The organism is Mycobacterium sp. NPDC003449 (assembly GCF_053588415.1).
Genome location: NZ_JBSFPX010000163.1, coordinates 1 through 17,768, shown reverse-complemented (window position 1 = coordinate 17,768; position 17,768 = coordinate 1). Strand labels below are relative to the sequence as shown.

Sequence of the window (17,768 nt, the reverse complement as noted above, 5' to 3'; positions counted from 1 at the left end):
GTGTTGATGAACACCACCCGGTCCGAGGCGGCCTTGATGGCGGCCTTGAGGTTGACCGTGGTCCGTCGTTCCTCGTCCATGATGCCGACCTTGAGCGTCGCCTCCGGCAGGCCGAGCACATCCTCGACCCGGCTGAACAGCTCCGAGGTGAACGCCACCTCGTCGGGACCGTGCATCTTGGGTTTGACGATGTAGACCGAGCCGGTGCGGCTGTTGCGCAGGGGGCCGTTCTTGGAATCGGTCTTCAGCCCGTGCATCGCGATCAGGCCGGTGAACAGGGCGTCCTGGATGCCCTCGGGGATCTCAGTGCCTTCGGAGTCGACGATGGCGTCGTTGGTCATCAGATGCCCGACGTTGCGGACGAACAGCAGGCTCCGGCCGGGCAGGGTCAGCTCACCCTCACCGTCGGGTGTGGTGAAGGTGCGGTCGGGATTGAGCACCCGGGTGAAGGTCTTGTCACCCTTGCTGACCTCCTCGGTCAGGTCACCACGGTTGAGGCCCAGCCAGTTGCGGTAGCCGAGCACCTTGTCCTCGGCGTCGACCGCGGCGACCGAGTCCTCGAAGTCCATGATCGTGGTGATCGCGGACTCCAGCGTCACATCCTTGATCCCGGCCTTGTCGGTCGAGCCGATCGGGGAGTCGGGGTCGATCAGGATCTCGATGTGCAGGCCGTTGTTGACCAGCAGCACCGACCACTGCGGCTTGCCGAGCTCGCCGGTATAGCCGACGAACTGTTCGGCATCCTTCAAACCGACCGCCTCCGAGGACTCGCCGGTGGTGATCGCCAGCCGGCCGTCCTCGATGCTCACCCCGGTCGCATCCGCCCACGAACCGGACTCCAGCGGCACCGAATCGTCGAGGAACGTGCGCGCGTAGGCGATCACCTTGTCGCCGCGCACCCGGTTGTAGCTGGTGCCCTTCTCGGCGCCGTCGTCCTCGGAGATGACGTCGGTGCCGTACAACGCGTCGTAGAGCGACCCCCAGCGCGCGTTGGCGGCGTTGAGGGCGAACCGTGCGTTGAGGATCGGCACCACCAGCTGCGGGCCCGCGGTGGTGGTGACCTCGTCGTCGACGTTGGCCGTGGTGACGGTGAAGTCATCCGGCTCGGGCAGCAGGTAGCCGATCTCGGTGAGGAACTGCTTGTAGGCCTGCGGGTCGACCGGTTCGAGGACGTGAGCCCGGTGCCACTTGTCGATCTGGGCCTGCAGCTCGTCGCGCCGGGCCAGCAGATCCTGGTTCTTCGGGGTCAGGTCGGCGACCACCTTGTCCACACCGGACCAGAAGGTGTCGGGGTCGACGCCGGTGCCGGGTAACGCCTCATTGGTGATGAAGTCGTGCAGCACCTTGGCGACGCGCAGGTTTCCCACCGTCACACGATCGGTCATGTGCGGTCCGCCTTCGCTTCTGGCTTGCTGCTCGTCATATTTCCTCCCTCGGCTGCGGACACCGTGCGGTGTCTGCCGTTTATCCAGCTTACCCATGGGTAACGACGGCGTTTCAGCCGTCCGCCTCGCTGAGCAACAGCTCACACCGGTTTGCCAGGGCGGTCCGCAGCGGGGCCGCCCGGTCGGCGATCTGCTGCTGGGCCCGCACGTACTCGGCGCGCCCAGCCGGTGTCTCGATGGCGATCGGCTCGAAACCATAGCTTCTCAGGTCATACGGGCTTGCGCGCATATCCAGCGCCCGCGCGTCGGCCGCGAGTTCGAGCGCGTCGATCACGAGGTCGGAGGCCACCAGTGGACCCAGCTTGTAGGCCCACTTGTAGGTGTCCATCGAGGCGTGCACGCATCCGGGCTGCTCGGAGCCGATCTGGGTCTGGCGGCTCAGCCTGCGGTCGTTACGTTCGGCGGCCGGCGCCGTGAAGAAGCGGAAGGCGTCGAAATGGCTGCACCGCAACGGCATCGAATCCACCACCGCATCCGTCCCGGCCGCGCCCAGGCGCAGCGGAACCTGGGCGTGGCGCACCTCGGGCGCCCGGTACACCATCGCCCACTCGTGCAACCCGAAGCAGTTGAGCCGGGCCGGGCGCGCCGCGGTGGCGCGCATCAGCGTTGCGATGAATCTCACGGTGTCGGTGCGCGCGGCCAGATGCTCACGCGTCACCGTGACCCCGCCCCGGCGCGCGGCACCGTAGCCGCTCGCACCGAGATAGCCGCGGGCGGCCTCGCCGCCGAGGACCACCCCGTAGCCGGGATGCCAGCGCCGCAGCTGGCGCGGTTTCAGGCTGTAGTAGGTGAACAGGAAATCCCACACCGGATGCGGCTCACCGCGTTCCCGGCGCCGACGGTGCGGCGCCAGGAACGCATCGACCCGGTCGCGGTGCCGGGCCGCGGCCGCGGTCCAGGCCGGCTCGTCCAGAACCCGGCAGGCCGCCACCGCGGTGGCCGAATCAGACACGGTGCGTTCCGTCGCGCACGGTGCCCACCAGATCCTCGACCAGATCCTCAAGCGCCACCATCGCGGTGACGGTGCCGTCGGCGGAGGTGACCAGGGCCAGGTGGCTGTTGCTGCGCCGCAGCCGGGACAGCGCGTCGGGCACCGGCAGGGTCGCGGCCACCCGCGGCAGCGGCCGGACCATGGCCAGGTCCAGCACCGCCTCGGGATCGTTGACCTGGGGCAGCACATCCTTGATGTGCAGGTAGCCGATGTAGGTGCCGAACATGTCGACCACCGGGAAACGGGAGTAGCCGGTTTCGGTGAGGGCCTTCTCGACATCACCGACGGTCGGCCCGCTGCCCGCCGCGGCGACCGGCACGGCGTGGATCTCGCGCAGCGGCATCTCGACATCGGCCACGGTGCGGCCGCGGGTCTGCAGCGCGCGGGTCAGCCGGCCGTGCTCCTCGGGGTCCAGGAGACCCTCGGACACCGACTCGGCGATCATCTCGGACAGTTCGACGGTCGACACCGCCGATTCCAGTTCGTCTTTCGGTTCGACCCGGAACGCGCGCAGGCTGGTGTTGGCGCACCAGTTGTAGAACGCGATGAACGGCCGGGCCGCCCGGATGTAGAGCAGGTAGGACGGGATGAGCAGCATCGCCGCCGACTCCGGACCCGCGATGGCGATGTTCTTCGGCACCATCTCGCCGAGCAGCACGTGCAGGATCACCACGATGGCCAGGGCCACGAAGAACGACACCGTGTGCAACACCGCATCGGACACCCCGACCAGCGCGAACGGCTTCTCCAGCAGGTGCGCGACGGCGGGTTCGCCGACGCGGCCCAGCAGGATCGAGCAGATCGTGATGCCCAGCTGAGAGCCGGCCAGCATCAACGACAGGTTCTCGCCGGCCCGGATCACCGTGACCGCGCTGCGCTTACCCTGTTCGGCCAGCGCCTGAAGCCGGTCGCGCCGGGCCGAGATGAGCGCGAACTCCGACGCCACGAAGAACGCGTTGGCGATCAGCAGCAGCACCGTCAACAACACACCGAAAATGTCACCCACGGTGCTCACCCCCAGGCTCGGCGCCGTCGCCCAGCCCGGTCAGCTCGAGCAGGTCGATACGGCGCCCGTCCATCCGCACCACCGTCGCGAGCCAACGCGCCGGCTCGTCGGGCGGGCCGTCGGGATCGAACGCCGTGAGCTCCACGGCCTCGCCACTGCGCGGAATGTGCCCGAGTTGTTGCAGCACCAGCCCGCCGATGGTCTCGTACTCGCCCTCGGGGGCACGGAATCCGGTGTGGGCCGCCACCTCGTCGATCCGCAGCAGCCCCGACACCTGCCAGCCCTGCCCGGCGGGCACCACGTCCGGGGTGGCGTCGTCGTGTTCGTCGCGGACATCGCCCACGATCTCCTCGATCAGATCCTCGACGGTGACCAGGCCCGCGGTGCCGCCGTACTCGTCGACGACCAGCGCGGTCTGCAGCCCGTTGGCCCGGATCTGGGCCATCACCGCGTCGCCGTCCAGCGTGGAGGGCACGGTGGCGACCGGCAGCGCCAACCCGGCCAGGCGCTGGCGCTCCCGCTCGGCGCGCGGAACCGAGAACACCTGTTTGACGTGCACCACACCGATCGTCTCGTCGAGGTCGCCCTCGATGATCGGGAACCGGGAGTAGCCGGTCCGGATCGCCGACGCCATCAGATCGGCGACGGTGTCATCGGCGTCCAGCGTCTCGATCTTCGACCGCGGCGTCATGAGTTCCTCGGCGGTGCGCTCGCCGAACTGCAGCGAGCGGTCCACCAGCAGCGCCGTGGTCGGATCGAGCGAACCGCTGCGGGCCGAGTTGCGCACCAGCGACGCCAGCTCCTGGGCCGAGCGCGCCGACCGCAGCTCCTCGGCGGGTTCGATGCCGAGGCGGCGCAGAATCCAGTTGGCCGTGCCGTTGGTCATCCGGATCACCGGTGTGAACAGCATCGAGAACAGCACCTGGAACGGTGCCGCGGCCCTGGCCGTCGGCACCGGCCGGGCCACCGCCAGGTTCTTGGGCACCAGCTCGCCGAACACCATCGACAGCGACGTCGCGATCAGCACGGCCAGGAACAGGGACAACCCGCCGACCAGGTTCGCCGGGGTGCCGATGGCCTCCAGCCCGGGTCGGACCAGCCGGCCCACGACGGGTTCGGCCAGGTAGCCGGTGGCCAGGGTGGTGATCGAGATGCCCACCTGGGCGCCGGACAGTTGGAAGGACAGGGTCCGGTGCGCCCGGCGCACGATGTGGTCGCGACGGTCGCCGTCGCGGGCGTTGGCCTCGACCGTGCTGCGTTCCAGCGCGGTGAGGGAGAACTCGGCCGCGACGAACACCGCGGTACCGAAGGTGAGCAGAATGATCGCGAAGATGGACAGCAGCGAGAAGATCACGCCGGACGAGCCGCTCATCGGGTCCTCACCAGGGGGGCGCCGGGCACGGGGCCCGGCCGACTAGTAGAGGGGTCGTCGGTATCGGCGCTCAGAAGTGACTGCTGCTCCGCCCGGGAGGCCGGTTCAGAACCGGAGGCCTCCATGGGTGCCTGCGGCACGTGAACCCTTTCGTTCGTTAGCGCCGGCGCGGCGGATCCGGCCGGCGATGAATGTGAGGCTCAATCTTATCGCGAACCGGCGGGCCCGCCCGCGTCTGTGGGCAGAGGAGATCGGTGAACCCGACGCCGCGCCTCGGTCGCCGTCGAGGTCATCGAGGATGTGCCGGCCTGTCCGTCACCAGCCGGTGGGTAGCGGGTGCCCTTCGGCGAAGCCGGCCGCCGACTGCACGCCGAGCACCACCTTGTCGTGCAGTTCGGCCAGGTTCGTGGCGCCGACGTAGGTGCAGGTGCTGCGGACGCCCGAGGTGATGTGGTCGAGGAGGTCCTCGACGCCGCCGCGGGCCGGGTCCAGGCTCATCCGCGACGTGGAGATGCCCTCCTCGAACAGGGCCTTGCGGGCCCGGTCGAACGATCCGTCGGCCGCGGTCCTGGCCGCCACGGCCCGCTTGGAGGCCATCCCGTAGCTCTCCTTGTAGGGCCGGTCGTCGCGGTCGTGCAGCAGATCGCCTGGAGACTCATAGGTGCCGGCGAACCAGGAGCCGATCATCACGTTGGAGGCGCCCGCGGCCAGGGCAAGCGCGACGTCGCGGGGATGGCGCACCCCGCCGTCGGCCCACACGTGGGCGCCGAGTTCCCTTGCCGCCGCTGCGCATTCGAGAACCGCCGAGAACTGCGGCCGGCCCACCCCGGTCATCATCCTGGTGGTGCACATCGCGCCGGGGCCCACGCCGACCTTGACGATCGAGGCGCCCGCGCCGATCAGGTCCCTGGTGCCCTCGGCCGACACCACATTGCCCGCGACCAGCGGCAGCCCGAGGTCAAGAGAGGCCACCGCCTTGATCGCGTCGAGCATCTTGAGCTGGTGACCGTGCGCGGTGTCGATGACCAACAGATCGGCACCGGCCTCGGCGAGGGAGCGGGCCTTGGCGGCGATGTCGCCGTTGATGCCGACGGCGGCGGCGATCCGCAGCCGTCCCTGCGCGTCGACGGCGGGGGAGTAGATGCCGGTCCGGATCGCCGCGGTGCGGGTGAGCACCCCGGCCAGGCTGCCATCGGGTCCGGTCAGCACCGCGACGTCCACCGGGGCGTGCTCGAGCAGATCGAACACCTCGCGCGGGTCGGTGCCGGCCGGGGCGGTGACGAAATCCGAGATCGCGATGTCGCGGACCCGGGCGAACCGGTCCACCCCGGCACAGGCGGCCGCGGTCACCAGCCCGATCGGGCGGCCCTCGAACACCACGACGGCGGCCCCGTGGGCGCGTTTGTACAGCAGAGCCACGGCGTCGGACACCGAATCCTCCGGGCCGAGGGTGACCGGGGTGTCGGCCACCAGGTCGCGGCTCTTGACGAAGTCGACCGTGGCCTCGACGGCCGTGATCGGCAGATCCTGCGGCAGCACCACGATGCCGCCGCGCCGCCCGACCGTCTCGGCCATCCGCCGGCCCGCGACCGCGGTCATATTCGCCACCACCACCGGGATGGTCGTGCCCGACCCGTCCGCTGTGGACAGATCGACGTCGAAGCGCGATGTCACATCCGAGCGGTTCGGGACGACGAAGACGTCGTTGTAGGTCAGGTCGTACTGGGGCGCGTGCCCGTCAAGGAACCTCACACGGTCAGTCTAGTTTTCCGCCGAGCGGTCGCGAGTCGGCGACCGCTCGGCGCAGAAGGTGTGACCAAAAGGTGTGGTTAGGCCGGGACCTCGCTGCGGTCCCCGCTCCACAGCGTGTGGAACTTCTGGCCGGGCTCGGCGTCGGTGCGGCCGTAGGTGTGCGCACCGAAGAAGTCGCGCAGGCCCTGGGTCAGCGCCGCGGGCAGCCGCTCGGTGCGCAGCGCGTCGTAGTAGGACAGCGCCGAGGAGAAACCAGGGATCGGGATCCCGAGCTGGGTGGCGGTCACCACGACGCGGCGCCAGCTGTCGATCGCCGACTCGACGGCGCTGCGGAAGTAGGGCGCGGCCAGCAGGGTGGCCAGGTCCGGTTCCTGGTCGTAGGCCTCTTTGATCCGGTTGAGGAATTTGGCCCGGATGATGCAACCGCCGCGCCAGATGGTGGCCATGTCGCCGGGGGTGATGCCCCAGTCGTACTCGGCGCTGCCGGCCTGGATCTGGTTGAAGCCCTGCGCGTAGGCGATGATCTTGGAGGCGTACAGCGCCCGGCTCACGTCCTCGATGAACTGGGCGGCGTCCGTCGGCGCCGCACCGAGTTCACCGGAGGCCAGGCCGCTACCTTTCCCGTCGCTTCGCTCGCCCTGGACGGCGGCCTTGCGCTGCGGCACCGAACCCGACAGTGCCCTGGCGAACACCGCCTCGGCGATGCCGGTGACCGGAACGCCAAGGTCCAGCGCGGATTTCACGGTCCAGCGGCCGGTGCCCTTCTGCTCGGCCTCGTCGACGATGACATCGACCAGGGGCTGGCCGGTGGTGGCGTCGACCTGGCGCAGCACCTTGGCGGTGATCTCGATCAGGAAGCTGTCCAGATCACCGGTGTTCCATTCGGCGAACACCTCGGCGATCTCGGGTGCGGACTTGCCAAGACCGTCGCGCAGCAGCTGGTAGGCCTCGCCGATCAACTGCATATCGGAGTACTCGATGCCGTTGTGCACCATCTTGACGAAGTGCCCGGCCCCGTCGGGGCCGATGTGGGTGCAGCACGGGACGCCGTCGACGTGTGCCGAGATCTCCTCCAGCAGCGGGCCGAGGCTCTTATACGATTCGGCGGGCCCGCCGGGCATGATCGACGGCCCGTTGAGCGCCCCCTCCTCACCGCCCGAGATGCCGGCGCCGACGAAGTGCAGGCCACGCTCGCGCATCGCGGCCTCGCGGCGGATGGTGTCGGTGTAGAGCGCGTTGCCGCCGTCGATGATGATGTCGCCGGGCTCCATGGCGTCGGCGAGTTCGTTGATGACGGCATCCGTCGGATCGCCGGCCTTGACCATGATCAACACCCGACGCGGCTTCTCCAGCGCGTCAAGAAATTCCGCGATGGTCTCGCTGCGGACGAACGTGCCTTCCGAACCGTGCTCGGCCAACAGGGCGTCGGTCTTGGCCACCGACCGGTTGTGCAGGGCAACGGTATAGCCGTGGTGGGCGAAGTTTCTGGCGATGTTCGACCCCATCACCGCCAGCCCGGTGACCCCGATCTGGGCCGTGCCGGAAGTGCTCGAGTTGGTCATGCAGGAGCCTTTCGTTGTTTTGTTGTAGATGAACGCCTGTCCGGTGCGGCCTTATCCCAACCCGGCGAACAGGCGGTGCAACTCGGTCAGCCAGGGAACGGCGACCGCGACGGTGGGGACCACCAGGACGGCCACCGCGGCCAGGTAGGCGACGGCGGCCAGGATGAGGCTGTTGGGCTTGCCGCCGAGGCGGCGCACCCGGACCACGGTGGTCGGGCCGCCCGCGGCCATGGCGCCCGACGGGGTGCGCCCGGATGCGCAGGCGACCAGGGCGCGGGCCAGGGGAGTCGGGCCCGCGGCCCGTACCGCGGCGTCGTCGGCCAGCAGTTCGATCAGCAGCCGGACCGCGTCGAGCGCGTTGGCGCTGCGGACGAAGCGCGGGAACGCCGCATGGACCGCGGTGAACATCTCCAGGACCAGGTCGTGGCGGGCCCGCAGGTGGGCACGCTCATGGGTGAGGATCGCCGCGATCTCGCCGTCGGACAGCGCGGTCAGCGTCCCTTCGCTGACCACCACCCGGCTCCGGACCCCGGGCAGGCAGTAGGCCAACGGTTGCTCGACGTCGAGGATGCGCAGCCCGCCCCGGGTGAGCTGGCCGTTCGCGCTGCCGTGGGTGCACAGATGCGCGGGCATGGCGTCGCGGGACTTGCTGAGCAGGTCGACCATCATCCGGTGATGGGCGCGCCGTCTCCGGGTGGCGACGGCCACCTGGACCACCGCGACGCACAGCCTGGCGCCGATGAACAGGGTGAAGGTGAAAACCACGACGTACAGCGACCACAGCGGCCAGCCCAGCGCCTCGATCTCGCTGGTGATGGTGGCGGTCGGCCTGCCGTCCGGGCCCGGCACGAACAGCCGGCTGGCGATCGCGATACCCGCCGAGAACGCCGAGAGGACGGCGGCCAGGGCGATCGACTGCCACAGCACGATCGCCGCGCGGGGCGCCCGCATCGGCCATGCGGCCCGCGCCAGCATCGCCGGCACCGGCCCGACCAGGGCCAGCGCTACGAGGGTGAAGGCCAGCGCGGACACGCCGTAAGTGTCTCTCAGGGGGTGCCGAAATTGCCAGCCGGTGGCGGGATTCGGTGTTTGCTTTCGAGTTCGTCCAGCGCGCGCCGCAGCGCATCGGCTTCGTCGGCGCCGACTCGTTCGACGAAGTGGACCAGGGCCGCCTGCCGTCCGCCGGAGTCCGAAGCCTGGTCGAGGGCGTCGACCATCAGCCCGGCCACGAGCTCGTCGCGGCCGTTGGTGGGGGCGTAGCGGTGCGCACGGTCATCGCGGTGCTGCACGACGAGGTTCTTCTTCGCCAGTCGCTGCAGCACGGTCATGATCGTGGTGTATGCCAAGTCGCGGCGGGCGGCCAGCGCCTCGTGGACTTGGCGCACGGTTTGGGGTTCGGGTGCCGACCACAGGTGGTCCATCACCTCGCGCTCCAGTTCCCCGAGACGCGTCAGTTTGGCCATGTTTCGTTCACTCTCCTGAGCAGTAAAGCCAGCGTACTACGGGCTTACTACCGCGTGTCGTATCCATCTGCGGGTAGTCGTCCCGGCGTCGTCGACGGGCGTTTACCGCAAGGTCAGCGCCCCTTTCGGGGCCTGTTGTGAATCGAGTCACAGGGGGTTTCGCTCATTCATCTCGTGACTATAGTAAGGCTAACCTAAGTCAAATCGGAGCTTTCGGAGGTGGCATGACGGTCCTGATCGAGGATCCGCTGATCGCAGGTATGGCCGTCAGGAGGACGCTGCCGCTGCACGATTCGAGCCGGCGCCTGCGTGAGCTGTATCCGGAGTGTCCGCGGGTCTACGGCGTGGCCGTCATGGGTGACCTGTCCCGCAGGCGCTGGTGGCCGCTGGCCGAGGCGCTCAGTGCCAACCGCCTCCAGACGATGTTCGACACCGCGATCGCCGAGACCGACAACCGTGCCGCGGTCGCCCAGCAACTCGCGGCCACCCTGGCCCACGTCGTCATCGGTCGGGTGGTTCCGCTGCTGGTCCTGGAGGGCCGCGCCTGGGACACCGGGCTGGAGAACCTGTGGGTGCACGTCGACTCCGAGGGTGCCATCGACTGGGTCGGCGTGGTGGACCCGATCGTGCGGGCCCTGCCCGACGATCCGCACTTCGGCGGCCGGGCCACACGGGTCGCCAACGCGGTCCAGGACGGGATCGTCGCGCTGCCCAGCGAGGCGGCCCTGACGACCTGGGTGGCCCACCGCAGCCATCGCGCGCTGGCGCCGCTGTTCGGCAGGCTGGTGGAGATCGGCGACGGCGTGATGTCGGCCGCGGCGATGTGGCACATGGTCGGTGCCGCCGTGGTGAGCGCGTCGACCCAGGTCCCGATGCTGGCCGGCTCCAGTGAGCTCGTCAGCATGCGGCGCGGGCAGGCGGTGCTCGATGCGCTGGTCGGCTTCGGATTGCCGGTCCGCGGCGCCTACCGGCCGGGGAAGGGCTTGCTTAATTAGGGCAGCCTTGCCTATTATTTCAGTACGAGACCAACGGACCGTGCCGGAGTCCTGAGGGCTGCAGAGACCCCCGGTCCGCTCGAGGGCGGGTCCCGCGTTTATCACGCGGGACCCGCCCGCATCTTTATCCGATCCCGGCGTGTAGACACGAAGACTGTGACGACAGATCAAACCGTCGGCCGCCCAGAAGATCTGGGCAAGGGATTCGACAACGAACTCGGCCTGACCTACCTCGAGCTCACGCCGGACGGCGGGCGGGCGCAGTTGACGATCCACGACCGGCTGTTGCAGCCGTGGGGAATCGTGCACGGCGGGGTGTACTGCGCCATCATCGAAAGCCTGGCCAGCGTCTCCGCCCACGTCTGGCTGGCCGAGAACGGCGGCGGCACCGTGGTCGGCGTCAACAACAACACCGACTTCCTGCGCGCGCTCGGCGCCGGCACGGTGACCGCCGAGTCGACACCGATCCACCGCGGCCGCCGCCAGCAGCTGTGGCTGATCACCATCACCGACGAACGCGACCGCCCGGTGGCCCGGGGACAGGTGCGGCTGCAGAACATGCCTGCCGAATCCGGCCCGGCCTGACCCACCGGCGCGAGCGCTGCCGATCGGCGCCGGTCATGGCAATATCGCGCACTATGCGTTTAACGCCGCATGAGCGGGACCGGCTGCTGATCTCGTATGCCGCGGATCTGGCCCGCCGCAGGCAGGCTCGGGGCCTGCGGCTCAACCATCCCGAAGCCGTCGCGATGATCACCGATCATCTGCTGGAAGGCGCCCGCGACGGCCGCACGGTCGCCGAACTGATGGTCAGCGGGCGCGCTGTGCTGACCAGGGACCAGGTCATGGAGGGGGTCGCGGAGATGCTCGACGACGTCCAGGTCGAGGCGACCTTTCCGGACGGCACCAAACTGGTCACCGTCCACCAGCCGATCTCATGATCCCCGGCGAAATCGTGTTCGGTGACGGCGATATCGCCCTCAACGCCGGTGCACCGCGGCTGACGCTCGACATCGTCAACACCGGCGACCGGCCCGTCCAGGTCGGCAGCCACGTCCACCTGCCGCAGGCCAACAAGGCGCTGGAGTTCGACAGGGACGCCGCCCGCGGCCACCGGCTCGACATTGCGGCCGGAACCGCGGTCCGGTTCGAACCCGGTGTGGCCCAACATGTCTCCCTGGTGCCACTGGGTGGCACCCGCGAGGTGCACGGCATCAGCCTGGACCCGCCGGGCCGGCTGGACGGATCACGATGACCGAACTGTCCAGGGCCCGCTACGCGGCACTGTTCGGCCCCACCGCGGGGGACCGGATCAGGCTGGCCGACACCGACCTGTTCGTCGAGATCACCGAGGACCGCAGCGGCGGCCCCGCTCTGGCGGGCGATGAGGCGGTGTTCGGCGGCGGGAAGGTGCTACGCGAGTCGATGGGGCAGTCCAGGGCGACCCGTGCCGACGGCGCCCCCGACACCGTCATCACCGGGGCGGTGATCATCGACCACTGGGGAATCATCAAGGCCGACATCGGAATCCGCGACGGGCGGATCGTCGCCATCGGCAAGGCGGGAAACCCGGAGATCATGTCGGGAGTGCATCCCGACCTGGTGGTCGGACCGTCGACCGAAATCATCGGCGGTAGCGGCCGCATCGTCACCGCGGGGGCGATCGACTGCCATGTGCACCTGATCTGTCCGCAGATCATGGACGAGGCACTCGGCGGCGGGATCACCACCATCGTCGCCGGCGGCACCGGCCCGGCGGAGGGCAGCAAGGCCACCACCGTCACCCCCGGCGCCTGGCACCTGGCCCGGATGCTGGAGGCGCTGGACTCCTGGCCGCTCAACATCGCGCTGCTCGGCAAGGGCAACACGGTCAGCACCGAGGCGATGTGGGAGCAACTGCGCGGCGGCGCAGCGGGATTCAAACTGCACGAGGACTGGGGCTCCACTCCCGCGGCCATCGACGCCTGCCTGACCGTCGCCGACGCGGCAGGCGTACAGGCCAACATCCACACCGACACCCTCAACGAGGCCGGGTTCGTCGAGGACACCCTGGCCGCGGTCAAGGGCCGGACGATCCACGCCTACCACACCGAGGGCGCCGGCGGCGGTCATGCGCCCGACATCATCACCGTCGCATCCCATCCCAATGTGCTGCCGAGCTCGACCAACCCGACCCGGCCGCATACCGTCAACACCCTCGACGAGCATCTCGACATGCTCATGGTGTGCCATCACCTCAATCCCGCGGTTCCGGAGGATCTGGCGTTCGCCGAGAGCCGGATCCGGCCGTCGACCATCGCCGCCGAGGATCTGCTGCACGATATCGGCGCCATCTCGATGATCGGCAGCGACGCGCAGGCGATGGGCCGGATCGGTGAGGTGGTGCTGCGCACCTGGCAGACCGCGCATGTGATGAAGCGCAGGCGCGGCGCCCTGGACGGCGACGGCCGGGCCGACAACAACCGGGTGCGGCGCTACGTCGCGAAATACACGATCTGCCCGGCCGTCGCGCACGGTCTGGACGGCGAGATCGGTTCGGTGGAGGTCGGCAAGCTGGCCGACCTGGTGCTGTGGGAGCCCGCGTTCTTCGGGGTGCGCCCGCATGCCGTGCTCAAGGGCGGGATGATCGCCTGGGCGGCCATGGGTGACGCCAATGCCTCGATCCCCACCCCGCAGCCGGTGCTGCCCCGGCCGATGTTCGGCGCGGCGCCCGCGGCCGCGGCCGCGACGTCGGTGCACTTCGTCGCCCCACAGGCGATCGAGGACGGTCTGGCGCAGCGTCTGGACATCCGGCGAAAACTCGTCGCGGTCCGCAACGTCCGCCGGGTCGGGAAGGCCCAGATGCCGCTCAACGACGCGATGCCCAGGATCGAGGTGGAGCCCGACACGTTCACCGTGCGCATCGACGGCGAGGTGTGGCAGGAACAGCCCGCGGCCCGCCTGCCCATGGCGCAGCGATACTTCCTCTTCTAGATGAGCGGTCTCGCCACCCTTCTCACCCTGGCCGACTCGCGACTGCCGACCGGTGGGCATGTGCATTCCGGCGGTGTCGAGGAGGCGGTGACCAGTGGCCTGCTCACCGGTCCCGCGACCCTGCGCGCCTACCTCATCCGCCGCATCCGCAGCCACGGCGCGGTCACCGCATCGATCGCGGTCGCCGTGCACACCGGCGCGCTGACCGCACCGGTCGCCGATGCCGAAACCGATGCCCGCACACCGGCACCCGCCGCCCGCGAGGCGTCAAGGACCCAGGGCAGAGGCCTGATCAGGCTGGCCCGGCGGGTGTGGCCGGAGCAGGACTGGGCCGCACTGGGCACCCGGCCGCATCTGGCGGTGGCGGCCGGGGCGGTCGGCGCCGCGGCCGGTCTGCGGCCCGGGCAGACCGCGGTGTCGGTGGTCTACACGACAATGACCGGATCGGCGACCGCCGCCCAGCGGTTGCTCGCGCTCGACCCCGCGGATGTGGCCGCGGTGACCTTCGAGCTGTCCGGACTGTGCGATGCGGTGGCCGCCGAAGCCGCCGCCGGGCTGGCCGATCTGTCCGATCCGTTACTCGACACGCTGGCCCAGCGGCACATCGACCGCGAACGTCCCCTGTTCGTCTCCTGAGTTCATCCGTTCTGAGAAAGGTGCACCATGCCACCACATTTCCTCGATGGCGAACCCCATTCGCACGCCGACCGGCCCAGGCGGGTGCGCAGGCCCGGCGAGGCGCTGCGGATCGGCATCGGTGGCCCGGTCGGCTCCGGCAAGACCGCGCTGGTCGCCGCGTTGTGCCGGCAACTGCGCGACGAACTGTCACTGGCGGTGCTGACCAACGACATCTACACCACCGAGGACGCCGACTTCCTGCGCAGGCATGCGGTACTGCCCGACCGGCGGATCGCCGCCGTGCAGACCGGTGGATGTCCACACACCGCGATCCGCGACGACATCACCGCCAACCTCGACGCCATCGACGATCTCGTCGAGGCCAACCCTGGCCTTGACCTGATCCTGGTGGAATCGGGTGGGGACAATCTGACCGCCACCTTCTCCTCGGGCCTGGTGGACGTGCAGATCTTCGTCGTCGACGTGGCGGGTGGCGACAAGGTGCCGCGCAAGGGTGGGCCGGGCGTGACCTATTCGGATCTGTTGGTGGTCAACAAGACCGACCTCGCACCGCTGGTGGGCGCCGATCTCGACGTGATGCGCCGCGATGCCGCCGAAGTCCGCCAGGACAGGCCGACCGCGCTGATCTCGCTGACCGAGGATCCGGCGGCGGGCCCGGTGCTGGGCTGGGTGCGGGCCCAGCTGGAGGCCGCGCCGGTCTGATGCACTCCGAGGTCCTCATCGTCGCGAGTCCGGGGCGGTTGCCCCGGATCGAGGCGGCCGGCGGGCTGGCCGCCCGGCGCACCGGACCCGACTCGGTGCATCTGGTGTCGCGGGCCGCCACCCCGCTGGGCGGTGACTCGATTACCGTGCGGGTGACGGTCGAACCCGGTGCCAGACTGGCGATCCGGACCGCCGCGGCGACCCTGGTCCTGCCGGGGGCGCAGACGCCGTGGTCGCAGGCGGGCTGGGAGCTCGACGTCGCCGGGGAGCTGGACCTGGACCCGGAGCCGACCGTGGTGGCCGGCGGGTCACGACATCGGACCGCGACCCGGTTGCGGCTCTCCGATACCGCGCAGGTGCGGATCCGGGAACGGATCCAGATCGGCAGATCCGGTGAGCGCCAAGGGTTCTGGTCCGGGACGCTGCACGCCGACGTCGGTGCGATGCCGCTGCTTCGGCACCGGATCGAACTGGGGTGCGGTTCGGTCGGTGACGACGAACTCGCCTCGCCTCGCGCGACCGTCAGCGAACTGCGTTATCCGGCACCGCTGTTCGACGGCGTGGGAACAGTGCTGAGCCTGGCCGACGGCGGCAGCCTGGCCACCTGGCAGGGTGACCGGCTGCCCGCGAACCTGTCGGCTGGCTAGGACGCCGCCTTCTCGGTTTCCTGAACCGCGGCCGCGATCTCCTCGAGTTCCTCGATCCTGGTGCGCGCGTACGCCTGCTGTTCGGTGATGGTGAGCTGACCACGCTTGGTGCTCAGGAACGTCACACCCCACGACAGCACCGTCACCAGCCTGCTCTTGAACCCGACCATGTACACCAGGTGCAGCACCAACCAGGACATCCAGGCGATGAAGCCGGCGAATTCGATCGGGCCCACCTTGGCCACCGCGGAGAACCGCGAGACCGTGGCCATCGACCCCTTGTCGAAGTATTCGAACGGCGTGCGGATCTTCGGGCTGGTGCCGCTGACCTCGCGCTTGATCAGCTTGGCCGCATAGCGACCGCCCTGGATCGCGCCCTGCGCCATCCCGGGCACCCCGTCGACGGCGGCCATATCGCCCACGACGAACACGTTCGGGTGGCCGGGCACCGTCAGGTCGGGTTGCACCTTGACCCGGCCGGCCCGGTCGAGTTCGACCCCGGACTGCTCGGCGAGGTCGCGGCCGAGCGGACTCGCCGAGACACCAGCCGACCACACCTTGCAGGCGGACTCGATACGGCGCGGGGTGCCGTCGGAGTCCTTGACGGTCAGGCCATTACGGTCGACGTCGGTCACCATGGCGCCGAGCTGAACCTCGACCCCCATCTTCTCCAGCCGGGCCTGGGCCTTCTTGCCGAGCTTCTCGCCCATCGGCGGGAGCACCGCCGGGGCGGCGTCCAGCAGGATCACCCTGGCCTCGGTCGGATCGATGTGACGGAAGCTGCCGCGCAGGGTCTGGTCGGAGAGCTCGGCGATCTGGCCGGCCATCTCGACACCGGTCGGGCCCGCACCCACCACGGTGAAGGTCAACAGCTTCGACCGGCGCACCGGGTCGCTGGACCGCTCGGCCTGCTCGAACGCGCCGAGGATCCGGCCGCGCAGTTCGAGCGCATCGTCGATGGTCTTCATCCCGGGGGCGAACTCGGCGAAGTGGTCGTTGCCGAAATACGACTGCCCGGCGCCCGCGGCGATGATCAGGCTGTCGTACGGGGTCGAATACGGGTGACCCAGCAGGTCGGAGTTGACGGTCTGGTTCTCCAGGTCGATATGGGTGACGTCGCCGAGCAGCACCTGCGCGTTCTTCTGCTTGCGCAGGATGACGCGGGTGGCCGGGGCGATCTCGCCCTCGGAGATGATGCCGGTGGCCACCTGGTACAACAGCGGCTGGAACAGGTGGTGGGTGGTGCGGGCGATCAGCTTGATGTCGACGTCGGCGCGTTTGAGGGTCTTGGCGGCGGTGAGCCCGCCGAATCCCGATCCGATGATGACGACCTTATGCCGATCCGATGCCGTAGCTCCGGGATGGCTCATTGCTGCTCCTCGCGGACGTTTTTCCCACTTGATACAACCCACAGGTTAGTCGGCGCGATTCCCCACGTCGCAGTGACGTGGGCAACCGCACCGATTGTTTACCCGGATATCAGCGGTTTCAACGCCTCCGCGACTGCCGTCGCACCGCCGGGGACATAGCCGCCCATGGTGACCGGGCTGAGGATCACGCCGTCGACGCCGGCGTCGAACACCTTGGTCTTGAGTTGCTCGGCGATCTGTTCGGGGCTACCGAACACGGCCTGCTGTTTGAACTCGTCCGGGATGACGTCGGCGGTGTAGTTCTCGCCGATCAGTGCGATCGCCAGCATGCTGGTCTCCAGGGTGGCCGGGTCGCGGTCGAGCTTCTCGCACTGTTCCTTGACCACCTGAACTTTGCGGGGCAGCTCGTCGAAGCCGGCGATGATGTTGAGGTGGTCGAAGTGCCTGGCCGCCAGTGGGATGGTCTTCTTCTCACCGCTGCCGCCGATCATCAGCGGAATGTGGTCGCGGAAGCGGGGATTGGCCATCGCCTCGACCGTCTTGTAGTACTTGCCGTCGACGGTGGGGCGTTCGCCGGCGAGCATCGGCAGGATGATCTGCAGGGCTTCGCCGAGCTTGTTGAACCGGTCGGTGAAGGTGCCGAACTCGTAGCCGAGCTGATCGTGCTCGAGTTCGAACCAGCCGGTGCCGATGCCGAGGATGGCGCGGCCCTGGCTGATCACGTCGAGCGTGGTGATGGCCTTGGCCAGCAGCGTCGGGTCGCCCGGTTCATAGCCCCGCCGGTTGAGGAACGTCACCAGTTGCGAGATCAGCACCGACTGTTCCATGCCGGTCACACCGCCACGGCGTGC

18 protein-coding genes are annotated in these 17,768 nt (G+C 69.1%); 8 read left to right on the top strand and 10 right to left on the bottom strand.

What is annotated here, in order from left to right:
- From ACWDTP_RS29760 to ACWDTP_RS29725, 8 genes are all read right to left on the bottom strand, one after another.
- Positions 1-1,385 (bottom strand): malate synthase G (locus ACWDTP_RS29760; RefSeq protein ID WP_450026570.1); only part of this gene is annotated, 1,385 nt, incomplete at its 3' end.
- A 112-nt stretch (positions 1,386-1,497) separates the two neighbouring features.
- Positions 1,498-2,397, bottom strand: coding sequence for a 3-methyladenine DNA glycosylase (locus ACWDTP_RS29755; protein ID WP_450026568.1), 900 nt, complete (start codon positions 2,395-2,397; stop codon positions 1,498-1,500).
- Positions 2,390-3,442, bottom strand: a complete 1,053-nt coding sequence (locus ACWDTP_RS29750; RefSeq protein ID WP_450026566.1) for a hemolysin family protein — start codon at positions 3,440-3,442, stop codon at positions 2,390-2,392. Before ACWDTP_RS29750 ends, ACWDTP_RS29755 begins: the two co-directional genes overlap by 8 nt.
- Positions 3,435-4,814, bottom strand: coding sequence for a hemolysin family protein (locus ACWDTP_RS29745; protein ID WP_450026564.1), 1,380 nt, complete (start codon positions 4,812-4,814; stop codon positions 3,435-3,437). The genes ACWDTP_RS29750 and ACWDTP_RS29745 overlap by 8 nt, the downstream gene beginning before the upstream one ends.
- A 315-nt stretch (positions 4,815-5,129) precedes the next feature.
- Positions 5,130-6,566: a GuaB1 family IMP dehydrogenase-related protein gene (locus tag ACWDTP_RS29740; RefSeq protein ID WP_450026562.1), complete on the bottom strand. Its 1,437-nt coding sequence runs from the start codon at positions 6,564-6,566 to the stop codon at positions 5,130-5,132.
- 77 nt (positions 6,567-6,643) lie between these two features.
- Positions 6,644-8,128 carry an NADP-dependent phosphogluconate dehydrogenase gene (gene gndA, locus ACWDTP_RS29735; protein WP_450026560.1) on the bottom strand — a complete coding sequence of 495 codons (1,485 nt, stop codon included), beginning with the start codon at positions 8,126-8,128 and terminating at the stop codon, positions 6,644-6,646.
- Positions 8,129-8,179: 51 nt separating this feature from the next.
- Positions 8,180-9,160 carry a M56 family metallopeptidase gene (locus ACWDTP_RS29730; protein ID WP_450026558.1) on the bottom strand — a complete coding sequence of 327 codons (981 nt, stop codon included), beginning with the start codon at positions 9,158-9,160 and terminating at the stop codon, positions 8,180-8,182.
- Between the two features lie 14 nt (positions 9,161-9,174).
- The gene (locus ACWDTP_RS29725; RefSeq protein ID WP_450026556.1) at positions 9,175-9,591 is read right to left on the bottom strand and encodes a BlaI/MecI/CopY family transcriptional regulator; all 417 of its coding nucleotides are present in this window, start codon (positions 9,589-9,591) and stop codon (positions 9,175-9,177) included.
- 224 nt (positions 9,592-9,815) lie between these two features.
- Between ACWDTP_RS29725 and ACWDTP_RS29720 the strand changes: the two genes are divergently transcribed.
- From ACWDTP_RS29720 to ACWDTP_RS29685, 8 genes are all read left to right on the top strand, one after another.
- On the top strand, positions 9,816-10,586 hold the full coding sequence (locus ACWDTP_RS29720; RefSeq protein ID WP_450026554.1) for an iron reductase: 771 nt from the start codon (positions 9,816-9,818) through the stop codon (positions 10,584-10,586).
- Positions 10,587-10,742: 156 nt separating this feature from the next.
- The gene (locus ACWDTP_RS29715; RefSeq protein WP_450026552.1) at positions 10,743-11,171 is read left to right on the top strand and encodes a PaaI family thioesterase; all 429 of its coding nucleotides are present in this window, start codon (positions 10,743-10,745) and stop codon (positions 11,169-11,171) included.
- Between the two features lie 53 nt (positions 11,172-11,224).
- The gene (locus tag ACWDTP_RS29710) at positions 11,225-11,527 is read left to right on the top strand and encodes an urease subunit gamma (protein WP_450026550.1); all 303 of its coding nucleotides are present in this window, start codon (positions 11,225-11,227) and stop codon (positions 11,525-11,527) included.
- Complete coding sequence (locus ACWDTP_RS29705; RefSeq protein ID WP_450026549.1) at positions 11,524-11,841, top strand: urease subunit beta; 318 nt, start codon at positions 11,524-11,526, stop codon at positions 11,839-11,841. The genes ACWDTP_RS29710 and ACWDTP_RS29705 overlap by 4 nt, the downstream gene beginning before the upstream one ends.
- Positions 11,838-13,559 (top strand): urease subunit alpha, encoded by a 1,722-nt coding sequence (locus ACWDTP_RS29700; protein ID WP_450026547.1) that lies wholly within the window; start codon positions 11,838-11,840, stop codon positions 13,557-13,559. The genes ACWDTP_RS29705 and ACWDTP_RS29700 overlap by 4 nt, the downstream gene beginning before the upstream one ends.
- Entirely contained in the window at positions 13,560-14,195 is a 636-nt protein-coding gene (locus tag ACWDTP_RS29695) for an urease accessory protein UreF (RefSeq protein ID WP_450026545.1), read from the top strand.
- A 27-nt stretch (positions 14,196-14,222) separates the two neighbouring features.
- Entirely contained in the window at positions 14,223-14,900 is a 678-nt protein-coding gene (gene ureG, locus ACWDTP_RS29690; RefSeq protein ID WP_450026543.1) for an urease accessory protein UreG, read from the top strand.
- Positions 14,900-15,547 carry an urease accessory protein UreD gene (locus tag ACWDTP_RS29685; RefSeq protein WP_450026541.1) on the top strand — a complete coding sequence of 216 codons (648 nt, stop codon included), beginning with the start codon at positions 14,900-14,902 and terminating at the stop codon, positions 15,545-15,547. Before ureG ends, ACWDTP_RS29685 begins: the two co-directional genes overlap by 1 nt.
- On the opposite strand, the gene ACWDTP_RS29680 is transcribed toward ACWDTP_RS29685, so the two are convergent.
- On the bottom strand, positions 15,544-16,917 hold the full coding sequence (locus tag ACWDTP_RS29680; RefSeq protein WP_450026539.1) for an NAD(P)/FAD-dependent oxidoreductase: 1,374 nt from the start codon (positions 16,915-16,917) through the stop codon (positions 15,544-15,546). The two genes, ACWDTP_RS29685 and ACWDTP_RS29680, sit on opposite strands and share 4 nt — an antisense overlap.
- Positions 16,918-17,015: 98 nt before the next feature.
- Positions 17,016-17,768 (bottom strand): LLM class flavin-dependent oxidoreductase (locus ACWDTP_RS29675; RefSeq protein ID WP_450026537.1); only part of this gene is annotated, 753 nt, incomplete at its 5' end.